The 14,007-nt window shown below is 44.7% G+C and carries 14 protein-coding genes and 1 other annotated feature; of the genes, 2 read left to right on the top strand and 12 right to left on the bottom strand.

Annotated features, from left to right (window positions below; genetic code table 11):
* Positions 1–56: 56 nt before the first annotated feature.
* From KCTCHS21_RS19860 to lspA, 3 genes are all read right to left on the bottom strand, one after another.
* Positions 57–1,310 carry an LL-diaminopimelate aminotransferase gene (locus tag KCTCHS21_RS19860; protein WP_130612317.1) on the bottom strand — a complete coding sequence of 418 codons (1,254 nt, stop codon included), beginning with the start codon at positions 1,308–1,310 and terminating at the stop codon, positions 57–59.
* Positions 1,311–1,430: 120 nt separating this feature from the next.
* Positions 1,431–2,423, bottom strand: coding sequence for an RluA family pseudouridine synthase (locus KCTCHS21_RS19865; protein ID WP_130616605.1), 993 nt, complete (start codon positions 2,421–2,423; stop codon positions 1,431–1,433).
* Entirely contained in the window at positions 2,389–2,919 is a 531-nt protein-coding gene (lspA, locus tag KCTCHS21_RS19870) for a signal peptidase II (RefSeq protein ID WP_130612320.1), read from the bottom strand. Before lspA ends, KCTCHS21_RS19865 begins: the two co-directional genes overlap by 35 nt.
* A 185-nt stretch (positions 2,920–3,104) precedes the next feature.
* Between lspA and KCTCHS21_RS19875 the strand changes: the two genes are divergently transcribed.
* A complete protein-coding gene (locus KCTCHS21_RS19875) occupies positions 3,105–3,839 on the top strand; it encodes a TraR/DksA C4-type zinc finger protein (RefSeq protein ID WP_408621722.1) in 735 nt (244 codons plus the stop codon).
* Between the two features lie 188 nt (positions 3,840–4,027).
* Here KCTCHS21_RS19875 and KCTCHS21_RS19880 read toward each other — a convergent pair whose 3' ends face one another.
* The 9 genes from KCTCHS21_RS19880 to KCTCHS21_RS19920 form a co-directional block, all read right to left on the bottom strand.
* A complete protein-coding gene (locus KCTCHS21_RS19880) occupies positions 4,028–4,477 on the bottom strand; it encodes a DUF5665 domain-containing protein (RefSeq protein WP_408621724.1) in 450 nt (149 codons plus the stop codon).
* Positions 4,478–4,596: 119 nt separating this feature from the next.
* Positions 4,597–7,689 carry an isoleucine--tRNA ligase gene (gene ileS / locus KCTCHS21_RS19885; RefSeq protein ID WP_130612326.1) on the bottom strand — a complete coding sequence of 1,031 codons (3,093 nt, stop codon included), beginning with the start codon at positions 7,687–7,689 and terminating at the stop codon, positions 4,597–4,599.
* Between the two features lie 87 nt (positions 7,690–7,776).
* Positions 7,777–8,076: a binding site (T-box leader), on the bottom strand.
* Between the two features lie 117 nt (positions 8,077–8,193).
* Positions 8,194–8,679, bottom strand: a complete 486-nt coding sequence (locus KCTCHS21_RS19890; RefSeq protein ID WP_130612329.1) for a DivIVA domain-containing protein — start codon at positions 8,677–8,679, stop codon at positions 8,194–8,196.
* An 83-nt stretch (positions 8,680–8,762) separates the two neighbouring features.
* Positions 8,763–9,548 carry a YlmH family RNA-binding protein gene (locus tag KCTCHS21_RS19895; RefSeq protein ID WP_179952626.1) on the bottom strand — a complete coding sequence of 262 codons (786 nt, stop codon included), beginning with the start codon at positions 9,546–9,548 and terminating at the stop codon, positions 8,763–8,765.
* Positions 9,549–9,563: 15 nt separating this feature from the next.
* Positions 9,564–9,830, bottom strand: a complete 267-nt coding sequence (locus KCTCHS21_RS19900) for a YggT family protein (RefSeq protein ID WP_130612335.1) — start codon at positions 9,828–9,830, stop codon at positions 9,564–9,566.
* Between the two features lie 7 nt (positions 9,831–9,837).
* Positions 9,838–10,293, bottom strand: a complete 456-nt coding sequence (locus KCTCHS21_RS19905) for a cell division protein SepF (protein WP_130612339.1) — start codon at positions 10,291–10,293, stop codon at positions 9,838–9,840.
* 2 nt (positions 10,294–10,295) lie between these two features.
* Positions 10,296–10,994: a YggS family pyridoxal phosphate-dependent enzyme gene (locus KCTCHS21_RS19910; RefSeq protein ID WP_130612342.1), complete on the bottom strand. Its 699-nt coding sequence runs from the start codon at positions 10,992–10,994 to the stop codon at positions 10,296–10,298.
* Between the two features lie 13 nt (positions 10,995–11,007).
* Complete coding sequence (gene pgeF, locus KCTCHS21_RS19915) at positions 11,008–11,835, bottom strand: peptidoglycan editing factor PgeF (protein ID WP_130612345.1); 828 nt, start codon at positions 11,833–11,835, stop codon at positions 11,008–11,010.
* Positions 11,836–11,902: 67 nt separating this feature from the next.
* On the bottom strand, positions 11,903–12,178 hold the full coding sequence (locus tag KCTCHS21_RS19920; RefSeq protein WP_130612348.1) for a YlmC/YmxH family sporulation protein: 276 nt from the start codon (positions 12,176–12,178) through the stop codon (positions 11,903–11,905).
* A gap of 610 nt (positions 12,179–12,788) precedes the next feature.
* Between KCTCHS21_RS19920 and KCTCHS21_RS19925 the strand changes: the two genes are divergently transcribed.
* Positions 12,789–13,712, top strand: coding sequence for a transposase (locus KCTCHS21_RS19925; RefSeq protein ID WP_130612351.1), 924 nt, complete (start codon positions 12,789–12,791; stop codon positions 13,710–13,712).
* The last annotated feature ends 295 nt before the right edge of the window (positions 13,713–14,007 follow it).

The following is a 14,007-nucleotide window of genomic DNA, read 5'->3' on the forward strand; positions in this document are numbered from 1 at the left end:
TTCATTAACAATTATTATCCCATGTTCGACAGGAAGTGTCAAGGAAATCTGGCCTGTTAAAATTCAAACTTTACATCAGTCAGCCGTCTCTTAATTTCGTCGATGACGCGCGCCTCTTCCGCTTCGCCTTCAGCGATGAACGTTACGGAGAAACGGACAAATTTACCAGCATCCTCCCAAGGCACGGTGGAGATGAGCTTCTCACGAATTAAATATTGCGAGAAGTCTTCAGCAGACTCAAAGCGCTGTCCACCTACGATCCCTTTAGGAGCCTCAACGTATAAGAAGAAGGAGCCTTTAGGTTTCTCAGCACTAAACCCGATTTCGTTAAGAGCTGCAACGAGCTTATTGTGCCGGCGGGAATACTTCTCCGAGATAGCTTCAGTAATTGCCGGATTGTCGAGGCCATATGCCGCAGCTTTCTGGATAGCAATAAATTGTCCGGAGTCACTGTTATCCTTGACATCCCCAAAGGCTTTAACAATTAATGGGTTACCAGCAATAAAACCAATTCTCCAACCCGTCATATTAAATGACTTGGACAAGGAATGCAGCTCAACGCCTACATCCTTCGCTCCTGGCACTGACAGAAAGCTGAATGGCTTAACACCATCATAAGTAAGTGCCGAGTAAGGTGCATCGTGCACGACGACTACACTGTATTTTTTCGCCCATACAATGACCTTCTCGAAAAATTCAACCGTAGCCACAGCTCCAGTAGGATTGTTCGGATAGTTCAGGTACAGAAGCTTAGCACGTTTAGCAATATCTTCAGGAATCGCATCAATGTTGGGAAGGAAATTATTTTCCTTCGTCAGCTTGATGTTATACACTTCTCCACCGAGATATTTTGTGTGGGTTCCCAATACCGGATATCCAGGCACAGTCATGATCGTTACATCACCGGGATTGATAAACACTGTCGGAAGCATGGCCAGAGCAGGCTTTGCGCCGATCGTGTGAAGAACATCTGTCTCCGCATCAATTCCATCAACAGAAAATACATTTTTCAGATACCTAGCTGCAGCTTCCTTGAATTCAGGAATACCATTGTCAGCGTAACCGCGATTTTCTGGCTTAGCCGCTTCTTCTGCAAGCTTGGCCAAGATGCCAGCGTCCGCCATCTCGTCAGGCTCACCAACACCCATGTCGATCAATTCAACATCTGGATGTGCTTTTTTCGCCGCAGCTTTAGCTCTTTTAATTTTTTCGAACTTGTAAATATTCGTATCCTTGCCATAGTCCGCTCCACCGATGCGGCTTGCGAATTGATTCTGAATAAAGGTCGCCTGATATTTTTCTACACTCACGTTACGACACTCCCTTAAGTCCAATAGTATTACATACTATGACTTAAAAATCCGCTATCCTCCATGGATTTTTACGCAGATCATTTGCAGAAATCATCGCCGCTAGTCTAGAAACAATATTTAGCGTGTTCTAAGAATATCTAGTGAATGCTGCATGTCTTCCGGAATCGGGGTTGTAAATTCTAAATACTCCCCTGTGCGCGGATGTTTAAAGCCTAGCACCTCTGCATGCAGAGCCTGCCCTTTCATCCCCAACGTTCGCCCGCTCTTGCCTCCGTACACGGGATCGCCCACCAAAGGAAAGCCAATATATTTCATATGTACTCGAATTTGATGCGTCCTGCCCGTTTCAAGCTTCAATTCAAGCAATGTGTATTCATCGAATCGTTCCAGAACGGCAAAATGGGTAACGGAATGCTTGCTGTTCTTTTCGGTAACGACGTAAAGCTTCCGGTCATGATTAGCCCGCCCGATTGGCGCATCTATAGTCCCTTTGTCATGATGCATAACGCCATATACCAATGCAAAATATTTCCGGGTAACGGTGTGCTCCTTAAGCTGCTCAGCAAGCGATGCGTGAGCCAAATCATTCTTAGCTACCATCAATAGCCCAGAAGTATCTTTGTCAATCCGATGCACGATACCGGGTCTCATTACACCATTAATGCCCGAGAGATCCTTGCAATGGTAAAGTAATGCATTAACGACTGTGCCATTCGGATGACCGACTGCAGGGTGAACGACCATTCCTCGCGGTTTGTTGATGACGATAACGTCACTGTCCTCGTACACAACTTCTAGAGGTATATTTTCTGGCTGTGCCTCTAGCGGCTCCGGCTCTGGCATAACAACGACAATCTGGTCGCCTTCAGCAAGCTTGGAGTTCGCCTTCACTTGATTCCCATTGACACTAATAGCACCTATGCGAATCCATTCTTGTACTTGGGAACGGGAAACAGATTGATCCGCCAATTCCTCAGCAATATGCTTGTCCGCTCTTACTCCAGCTTGATGCTCCTCTACGATCCATCCAACCTGGTTACTCTCGCCTTCTTCAATCGAACTTAATGCCAAATCCTCAGACGGTTGGTTGTTCTTGCTGTTGTTCTCCATTGTCATGCGGTTTATTCTCCTGTTTCATAGTCAGTAACGCATCCAAAATAACTAACCCTACTCCAATACATATTGCGGAGTCAGCAAGGTTAAAGATCGGGAATGTATACGAACCAAAATTAAATTGCAGAAAGTCTACGACTTCGCCAAAAAGCGCACGATCCAAAAAGTTTCCAATAGCACCGCCTAGAATCATCGCAAGCGAAAACATTAGCAATGCACTTCCTGTGCGATAAGAACGGTGTAAGTACCACAGAATTCCAACTACTACGACAACGGTAATGATGAGGAAAAACCACCGTTGCTCCTGTAGCATACCGAAGGCCGCACCTCTGTTGCGAATGTGAGTAATGATAAAGAAATCTCCCAATACCGGAATTCTTTCCGTATTGAGCTCAACCGTACGATCAATTATTTTTTTACTCACATAATCGATCAGAAATACGACAATTGCTACTACATAATAGGCCCATACCGGCCAAATACGACGTTGCATCGGCTTTTTCCGCCCTTCATCTGTTTCTCCTGCGTGTTGATTTTATCACATTGCGCTAAGGAGCGTCCATGAACTGCAAGTAAATTACGACAGAATCTCCAAACTTGCCCGCACCATGTCATACGTAAAACGAGCCAAACTCGAGAAAACTACATCCAGTCAGAAAGATGAAGGGAGTGGACATCTTGCCTATTCCGTTAGATCAAGAAAGAATTCAGGCGCTTAGACGCCGTTTGCTACAGGAGCGAAGCGACTTAGAAGAGCGTGTTAAAGGTAACGGGCACTTTGGCTTAGCTGCGTCATTTCGTGATTCAACTGGAGAGCTTTCCGGTATTGATAATCACCCTGCAGATGCGGGAACGGAAATGTTCGAGCGTAGCAAAGACTTGGCTTTATTGGAAAAGGAGGCGTTCCGACTAGAGCGTGTTGATGCTGCGCTGGAACGAATGGATACTGGTGAATATGGACATTGTGTAACCTGCGGCAAATTCATTCCATTAGATCGATTAGATGCTCTTCCCACAGCGATCTATTGCTTGGAGCATGAGCCAAGGCAAGAGCCCTCTAACAACAGACCTATCGAAGAGGAATTTCTTTCGCCCCCGTTCGGACGCACTAGTCTAGACGAGCGCGATGATCAGAATGGCTTTGATGGCGAGGACGCATGGCAAATTGTAGAGTCCTGGGGAAGCTCTAACAGCCCTGCTATGGCAGAAGGAAATAACATCGACAGCTATGATTCCATGAGTATCGAGGCCGATGAAAACGATGGATTCGTCGAGTCCCTTGAAAGTTTTCTCGCAACCGATATTACTGGCCATAATGTCACGGTCGTCCGTAATCGCGCTTATCGCCATTATATGGCAAGTAACGAAGGTGACCACCTTCTTGAGCCTGATGAGCTTGTGGATGAGCAGTGAAATTAGCCGTTTGAGCTTTTCGGATGATGCAGCCGGGTCGAAGTAAATATTTTTCTCGAAAAAGCTTGTGATCGCCTCTTGAAGCCCATTGCCACCTTCATCAGGGCAATGGGTGGAGAGGACTCGACTTGAGAGATATTTATTTGCGTAGATTCGGATTATATTGAGCATTCATTTGTTATTTGTTATCAATAGGGATTAATTTCAAGCTGCCGCTGAACGATCCGAACAATATCCGCAATGTAATCGCCCACAATAGGCAAATTAAGTGCCCCGAGGAACTGCAGTAAATAAACAATTGTCGCCGCAAAAAAGGTAAATCCTAACGCAATACCAACACCACGCGAAAGTCCAGAAAGGAAATTTTTCCAAATTAGCTGCCATGGTCGTTGCATTAAATTTACATATTCCTTTAGCTGGGCCTTCTCCATATCAACGGAAAGACGTTCAAGCTTTTTCGTCAAAAATCCTAACGTCCCTCGTAATTCTTCCGCTTCTTCTGCCAGCCGATCTGTCGACTCTATTGTAGCTTCGGGAGACAGCTTTACTTTCACTTGATTGTGCTTATCTTTATTGTGCTTATCTTGATTTGAATTATCGCCCATATGTGCACATCCCTTCAGGCGTCCTTTCCTCAATATACCACAATTTCCCTCATACAAAACGAGCTCCCCCCGTGCAGCTAATTAAATGCTGACTACTGGGAAAGAGCTCGTCTTATTACTCTCTTTATTAAGTTAACTTGTTACAGGCTAAATTATGCTTCTGTAACGATAGCAATTCCGATGGACTTCTCACCGGCTTGCACCGTTTCCATACCTTCTGCTTGACCGAAGGAAACATGATTAACTAGAACATTTTCCTTCAATACATTATCGAATGCTAGAAGAGCCTTCTCTAGCTCAGCATCAACATCAAGCACAAGATCAACACGCTTCTCGATTGGTAAGTCCAGCTTCTTGCGAGTATCCTGTACTGCACGGATGACTTCACGAACCCAGCCCTCCTGCTCAAGCTCTGGTGTAATTTCAGTGTTAAGCGCAACCGTCACCCCACCGCCAGAAGCAGCTGCAAAGCCCATTTTCGCTTCCTTCTCAACCAGAATTTCTTCCAGCTCAATCGTTAGCGTTTCACCTTCTGCGGAAGTGAAGCTATATTGACCCGTTTTGACAATGTTGCGAGTTTCTTCATTAGTCAAAGTCTTAAACGCACTTTGAATCGGCCCAACGTATTTGCCGTATTTTTTCCCTGCAACCTTAAGATTAAGCTTGAGGTTAAAATTAACGAACCCACTATCATCGTTAACGACACAAATTTTCTTAACATTGATTTCATCCTTGATGATATCATCGTAGCCCGCTAGATCGAATTCCCCGCTTAAGGAAACAAGCAGCTCAGACAGCGGTTGGCGTGTTTTAAGGCTTGCTTCATTGCGGATATTCCGTGCAAGCTCAACCATATTTTTTGCCGTTGCCATATCGCGCTCAAGCTCCACATCAATAGCTGATTGATCCGCTTTCGGATAATCCGCTAGATGTACACTTCCTTCTCCGCCTAGGTTGTTATAAATATCCTCAGAGACGAACGGTACATAAGGAGCAATTAACTTGGATAGGGTCAAGAGAACCTCACCAAGCGTTTGGTAAGCAGATAGCTTAACGTCAGTGAGCCCGCTTCCCCAGAAACGATCACGCGAGCGTCGAACGTACCAGTTGGACAGCTCATCAACAAAAACCTCGATTGCTCTAGCAGGATTCAAGAAATCGTTAGCTTCCAACCCACGCACAACTTCGTTGATCAAAGAATTCAATCGAGATAAAATCCAACGATCCAGCTTGTTGTCCGATTTAATTTTGGCATGCTCTGAAGCTACATAACCATCAATCGTTGCATATAAAGCATAGAAAGCATGTGTATTAACTAACGTATCGACGATTTTGGATTTTCCTTCAGCAACAATTCCTTTGGAAAACCTTTTGCTGTTCCACGGAGCACTATCTGCAAGCAACGACCAACGGAATGCATCTGTACCGAACTCGTTGATGATTTCCCAAGGATCAATAACATTCCCCTTGGATTTACTCATCTTCTGACCGCTCTCATCAAGTACATGGCCTGTTGAGATTACTGATTTATATGGAGCTTTACCGTTATAAAGCGTGGATACCGCTAGCAAGCTGAAAAACCATCCACGAGTCTGATCGATACCTTCACAAATAAAATCAGCTGGATACTGCTGTTCGAATTTCTTTTCATCCCCAAAAGGATGGAAGTATTGTGCGAACGGCATAGAGCCACTGTCGAACCAAACATCAATAACCTCAGATGCACGGTTCATCACACCACCACAGCCGCAACGTAAATGAATAGCATCTACGTATGGCTTATGCAACTCGATATCTTCCGAAACTTCGCCAATGGCGAGCGCACGAAGCTCAGCTATGCTATGAGGTGCTTTCTCTGTTCCACACGATTCACAGGTCCACACATTTAGCGGTGTGCCCCAATAGCGATTCCGACTAATGTTCCAGTCAACTAGATCCTCAAGGAACTTGCCGAAGCGTCCATCGCGAAGATGCTCAGGGTACCATTTAATTGTTTTGTTATTTTCAATTAATTGATCTTTAACTGCGGTTGTTTTGATGAACCAGCTCTCCGTTGCGTAATAGAGAAGCGGTGTTTTGCAGCGCCAACAGAACGGGTAGCTATGCTCCACTTTTTCTTTGTGGTACAGCAGGCCACGCTCGGATAGCATTTTGACAATATCAATGTCGCAATCCTTGACGAAACGTCCTGCCAAATCCGTTACTTCTGCAATATATTTACCGGCGTTATCAACAACCATAAGCATCGGAATGTCGTGCAAGCGCGCTACGCGATAATCGTCTTCCCCGTGAGCCGGAGAAATGTGAACGATACCCGTTCCGCTTGAATCAGTGACGTAATCCGCGTCTATGACTCGGTATGCGTTTTCTACCTTCACGTAGGGGAATAACGGCTCATATACCGCACCGACTAGCTCATGTCCTTTTACAGTGCTTAGCGTCTCGTATTCACCCTTCATGACCTTCTCAGCCAATGCTGCAGCGACAATATAAACTTCGCCTTCTTGAAGGACCCTAACATAGTCCAGCTTCGGGTTCACCGCAAGTGCTACGTTCGCAGGAAGTGTCCAAGGTGTTGTCGTCCAAGCAAGAATGTATTCTCCGCTATCCTTCAGCTTGAATTTAGCAGTAGCCGTCAAATCCTTAACGTCCTCGTAGCCCTGCGCAACTTCATGCGAACTTAGCGTCGTCTGGCAATCTGGACAATATGGACTTACCCGATGTCCACGGTACAGCAGACCCTTATCATGAATTGTCGCAAGAACATGCCATACGCTTTGGATATAATTATTGTCCAAAGTAATGTACGGATCATCCATGTCAATCCAATAAGCTATACCTTCCGACAGTTCCTTCCATTGTCGCTCATACTCAAACACGCTTTCCTTACATTTCGTTATAAATGGCTCAATGCCATAATTCTCAATCTCTTGCTTGCCCGAAATGCCAAGCTGCTTCTCAACGCCAAGCTCGACCGGCAATCCATGCGTATCCCAACCGGCTTTACGAACGACGCGGTAACCCGACATCGTCTTGTAGCGACCGACGAAATCCTTCATGACACGACCGAGAACGTGACCGATGTGTGGTTTGCCATTAGCAGTCGGCGGTCCTTCGTAGAAAACGAAATTCGGCTTGCCCTCACGATTTTCGATTGATTTACGGAACGTACCGTCCTTCTTCCATTCGTCTAAAATGCGCTGCTCGCGCGATCTTGCTTTTTCTTTAACGTCGACTCTTTGCATATTCCCTCTTCCTCTCTCCTGACCAAGTAAAAACGACTTCGCCGTCCTTTGGACGACGATAGTTTAAAATAAAAAAACCCATCCCTGGAAAGGGACGAGGTTAGCTCGCGTTACCACCCTTGTTCCGTCTAAGTTTTCCTAAAGAAAGCTAGACGACAACTCGAAACGCAAAGAAAGCTAAAGGCTTAAGCCTGTTTCGCAACTATGCGTGTTCCCTTTAACGGTGGACATCCGGCACTGCTTAGTATCTACTTGATTTAAGTAATCAAGGGGTTCAGCAGCGCATCTCGGGGACGATATTCAGCACATTCCTCATGTTGGCTCGCAGCAATCGCCAACTCTCTGGATTTCAGATACATGCTTACTGCTTCCCGTCTGCGACATTCATATGGATTAATCTTATATCCCTGTTATACTTTTTGCCGAAGCATTTGTCAAACCCACTTTTTCATGTAAACAAAAAAAGGACCCTCTCAGGACCTTTTTTTGACTTGCTTGGAGAGATTAGGCTTCAATACCTCTTGGCTCACGGTTATCCAAGGAATCCCAACCATCTTGTGTTAGAAGCTCCATTTGCGTCTCAATCAATGCACGGAAACGCGCACGGTAAATGGTTGCCTGCTTTTTCAATTCCTCTACTTCCAAAGCTACCTTACGGGACTTGGAAAGAGCATCGTTGATAATGCGGTCGGCATTTTTCTCCGCTTCCTTAACAATTAACTGGGCTTCCTTCTTCGCGTTGCCCCTTAGTTCATCTGCAGCTTCCTGTGCGACAATAATGGTTTTGCTTAACGTTTCCTCGATATTTGAGAAATGGCCAAGCTTGTCTTGCGAAGCGGCGACCTGGTTTTGCAATTCCTTATTCTCGCGAATAATGGCTTCGTAATCCTTGATAATCTGGTCAAGAAATTCATTGACCTGATCTTCGTCGTAACCGCGCAACCTGCGGCTGAATTCTTTGTTATGGATGTCCAATGGAGTAAGTGGCATTGGCGCACCTCCTAGAGTCTAATAACCACGTAGCTTGTTCATTGACTGAATTCGACGCAAGCTGTGGAAATCCTCCTAGACTTCTACACAAATTTACCGACTCGCACTCGAACTCTGCCACTTTTTGACACGCCTTCCACTTCGAGCACCTTAAATCGACCAAAACCCTTCATCGAAACCATGTCACCTTCCCTCAATTGAAAAGAGGGATCCTCTACCGGCTTCCAACTGACTCGGCAACGGCCTGCTTTAATCGGAGCAACAATTTTCGTTCTACTCAATCTGAAGACATCGCTAGCTACGCCGTCAAGACGCATAGAAGCAACAGAGAGCACTTGCTCCACAAGCTCCACTTTAACCTCTCGGAGGTCAGCCAGCGGCCTCACAGACACATTCACGTCTATACGGTGAGCTTGCTTCATATGCCCCAGTAAGAAATTGCCAATATCTTCAGCAATAAGAGCATGGCAGCCTGACTCACTAACGTGTAAATCCCCGATTTTATCTCGTTTAATACCAAGTCCGAGTAAAGCACCTAAATAATCTCCGTGATCCAACTCCGAAATTCGGCGGTCATCCGAAGAAATATCCAAGATTACTATACCCATATCGATATCATCCAGCACCTTATAATCCGGTGCTACTATAGCTCGTTGACGTTCAGCCTTTTCGCTACCGCCGTTAAGTAGAACCTGTGCATCTGGATGGCGATTTGCAAGTGTAAATAAAATATGCGCTTGGCGTGGATCGAGAAAATCGGTCCGCTTCGTCTCATGACGTTCAGCGGCACGTTCGACCCACTCCCAAGCGCGATCCACAAATGCTTTTTCATCCGGATGAAAATGCTCGTATATTTCTTTATGAGACATAATGCACCTTCAATCTTAGAAAACGATGTTCAGAACTGCGATTAGCCCTTGAGCAAGGAACCCTAATGCAAAGAAAGCAATAATCGGCGATATGTCTAACATTCCGCCAATTGGTGGAATTATCCGTCTGAAAGGCTTTAAGTAAGGCTCAACTAGCTTACCGAGAAGCTCTCCTACGAAGCTTTCTTTAACGGTAGGCAACCAGGACATAAGTACGTAAATAATTAACATGTAGCGATAGATGGTATACAAGATCCAAATATATTCTTCTATTTGTTCCAACCTGGTGTCACCTCATTTTGGCGTAGTCATCGGCTTCCTCTTTTAGCATTTCCGTTATCGTTCCCGACACTTCCACCGAATCCGGCGTGCAGAGGAAGATGTCTGAGCCAAGCTTAGAGATATTACCTCCAAGCGCATAAACGGTACCGCTTAAAAAGTCTACGATTCTTATTGCTTGATCTCTTCTTACACGCTGCAAATTCACAATGACAGAACGACGCGATTTTAATTGATCCGCGATTTCCTGTGCCTCATCGTATGAGCGCGGCTCAGTTAGAACGACTCGAGCATTTTTCTGCGAATGAATGCTTACAACATTGTTCTTTCCTGATTGTTTACGTGAATCAAACGTAGGGGTTTCAATTTCTTGTTCCTCTTGCCCAGCCAGTCGCTCACGTTCTTGCTCCTGCTCTTGTTCCTCCTGCAAACCTAAATAATTCAAGAAGCGATTCATAACACCCATAACTATCCCTCCTCCATCTCTTCTTTCCCTACCAATACCGTTCCCAAACGCACCGAAGTCGCTCCTTCTTCAATCGCGACCTCAAAATCATTTGACATTCCCATTGAAAGCTCTAACATTGGCTCATCAAGAATGGACAACTCATTTAGCTTGTCTCTAAGGTGTCGAAGCGCACGGAAGATTGTTCTTGTTGACTCTGGCTCACTTTCATAAGGAGCCATAGTCATTAATCCAATAGGCCGAATCCTGTCATAACGCTTGATATCAAGAATGAATTGCTCGACATTTTCTGGGACCAAGCCCTGCTTTGACTGTTCGCCAGATACATTCACTTGCAAGAAACAAGGAACTTGTATATCAAGCATCTGTGCACGGTTATGAATGGCTTCAGCTAAAGAAAGACGATCTAAGGAATGAATGTAATCAAATTTTCCGATGACATCCTTTACCTTGTTTGTTTGCAGGGAGCCTATGTAGTGAAAAACAGCTTGCTCCTTTAACGCTTCCCATTTCGTTTTAGCATTCGGCCAACGGTTTTCTCCGATGTGGGATATGCCTTCTCTCACAACAGCCTGAGCCGTTTCAAGCGAAACGTACTTTGTGACTGCAATTATCTGTATGTCTTCACGTTTTCTGCCGCTTCTTAAACAAGCTTGCTCCAGCCGATTTTCTACGTCTCGTAGACGGCTCTGTAATGTCACGAAACGATCACCTCTATTTCCTGCCTAGCCAGCTCATCATTCGTCCTGCTACACCATTTTCCTTACGGTGGGAAAAGAACAGATCTGTACGACAACTAGTACACCATGATGACATTTCGATGCGGCTCGGCAAAATTCCTGCTTTTATCATAAGATGTCGGTTTAAATGTTTCAAGTCAAGGAGCGCACGGTCACTTTGTGCCTGTGGCTTTATAATCTCAGAAGCATCTATTGTTTGCTCACTTGTCGAAAAAGAGTCCAACAATGGGCGCACATTTTTCAGCACGGATTCATCCACTTCATAACAACAACCACCTATAGACGGACCAATAGCCGCCAGTAAATTCTGTGGCTGAACTCCATAAACTGCTTTCATTTTCTCAACGGTTTTGACTGCAATTTCAGAAACTGTACCCTTCCAACCAGCATGGGCTAGTCCCATACTATCGGTTACAGGATCATAGAAGTACAGAGGAACGCAATCAGCGTAATACATCGCCAGCAGCACATTCGATTCGTTCGTTATTAACGCATCTGTATGTTGTATGGCACTTTCTCTGTTCGCCCGGCCTCTCCCTATGTCCTCAAGGGTTACGACGTGCACTTCATTGCTATGGACCTGCTCCGCACATGTGAATGCTTCAAAAGACCAGTCCAGCTGTTCCATGACGTTTCTGCGGTTGCTTATTACACCGTCGGGATCATCCCCAACGTGAAGTGCCGTGTTATCAGATTGCCTTGTTGTAAAACCTGCGGTTACACCATTCAGCTCGCACCAAGATTGTAGCAATAACAGTGATGAAGATTTTTCATTGTTTAGTTGCAATTGAAACGGTTCCAAGAGCTTACACCCCCGTTCCCAGTTTACCATAGCTTAGCAATAATCGGAAGAAAGGCGCCGTAGCGCACTATCTTCCGGAATGTTCCCCATCCTCAAGGCGATATACCTTAGCATCGTCCAGTCTAACCAACACAACGTCCGTGCCTATTTTCACAATATTCCTCCACGGAATCACAACATCGTTACCCCCACCGAACATTCCAAATAAACGGGTAGATGTCGGTACCACGATGGAGTCAATTCTACCTTGACGTAAATCCAGCTCCAAATCACTTACTTGACCCAGCTTCTTACCGTCAACAATATTGATAACATCCTTCGTCTGAAAATCCGAAATCTTCATTCCCTCGCCCCCAATCACCCGGGCACTCGTACCCTATTACTAAATATATGAGCCAGTTTCGAAAAATGTACGAAGTTACCCAGCCCCTCAGCAACAATATATTAGCCACCATACCCAATTCACTTTATTAGCCCATTTGTAACTCCAGTGTATTATCTTCGTCCATTATCCCTGTCGCTCAGCAGATCCCTATTTTTCACCCCTTACAAGCACTATTCCCATCGCTCAGCAGAACCCTATTTTTTCCCCTTACAACCACTATCCCTGTCACTCAGCAGAATCCTATTTTTTACCCTTACAACCGCTATCCCCGTCACTCAGCAGAATCCTATTTTTCAACCCTTACAACCACTATCCCCATCACTCAGCAGAACCCTGTTTTTTACCCTTACAACCACTATCCCCGTCGCTCAGCAGAACCCTGTTTTTTACCCTTACAACCACTATCCCCGTCGCTCAGCAGAACTTCACAGCTCGTTCCTTATGCTAAATCCCCCTGTCATTTAGTCAAAAATATGAATAAAAACCCAACTAAAAAACTTGATCTTTTAACAAATTTTATGTAAAATAAAAACAGAACACATGTTCCCGTTAGGTGGTGGAGTTATTAATGAGCGATCTTATGACGTTTGAACTATTTACTCAGTCATTTGCTAGTGAGGATACTTGTATTCAAGCCTTATTTATTGCCCGATGGCCTGACGGATATTGTTGTCCTCGTTGCCTTCATAGGCAATTCTGTATAATTCGTTCTAGAAGATTACCGTTATATCAATGCAACTCTTGTCATTTTCAAACTTCATTGATAGCTGGCACGGTTCTCTCAGGAAGCCGGACTCCTCTTAGACTATGGTTTCAGGCCTTATTTTTACACGCACGCCCCCAAGGCATTAGCGCTAAACAATTAGCCTCTACCATCGGCACAACGTACAAAACAGCCTGGCTCATATGTCACAAAATTCGTCATGCTATGTCCTGCTCAGAATCCCAAGTGTTACTTAACGGACTAGTTCGTATTAATTGGGGGGTCTATGGACAACCTCATAATCCAACTATATTTCGTCATCCTCAAGAGCACCCCCTGCTTGCCGGCGCCTCAATTAGCAAAGACGAGGAAATGATAAATTTAGTTATTAAACAAGTACCAGATGAACATTTAATCTATGATCGCATCACTTCATCGGGCACTCATGCTTTTAGAAATCGATACGTTGACCCTTCAGCAAAAGAAGTCTTCGTTGTTAATTTGAAGTTTAGTCGGGATAGGTACAGACCATTAATTCAAATGTGCGAGCAAGCCTCCCAATGGATTAATAACACATTCAATGGAATAGGACCTAAACATCTGCAATCTTATCTAGATCAGTTTTGTTTCGGATTCAATAATTTGAAGCTGAAAACAAATATTTTTGAATACCTTGTGCAGCTTTGTGCAAATACCCCAACGTTAAATTACCCTTCATTGATTTGTCGAGAAAATAACTCCATAAAACATAAACAAGAGTATACCGGACTTCTCCAAAAGGTAAGTTGATTTCTTCGAATAACTTATTGTTAGTCCTACCGGTAGTTAAACGAAAAATTTCTGATAATAATCGCATTTCATCCTACCCGTCTAATTATTGCGGTTGCGGTTGCGGTTGCGGTTGCGGTTGCGGTTGCGGTTGCGGTTGCGGTTGCGGTTGCGGTTGCGATTGCTCACGGTCTGCTTGCCATCTGAATTATATTCGTTAGTTGCTAGGTTCGTAAGGTCAATTATTTATCACTGAACATTGGAATCATAACGGTTCCTATAGCCCCATCTAGTTTGGCTGTGGTTGCTATGACTC

It is taken from the genome of Cohnella abietis (assembly GCF_004295585.1).
GTDB classification, from domain to species: domain Bacteria; phylum Bacillota; class Bacilli; order Paenibacillales; family Paenibacillaceae; genus Cohnella; species Cohnella abietis.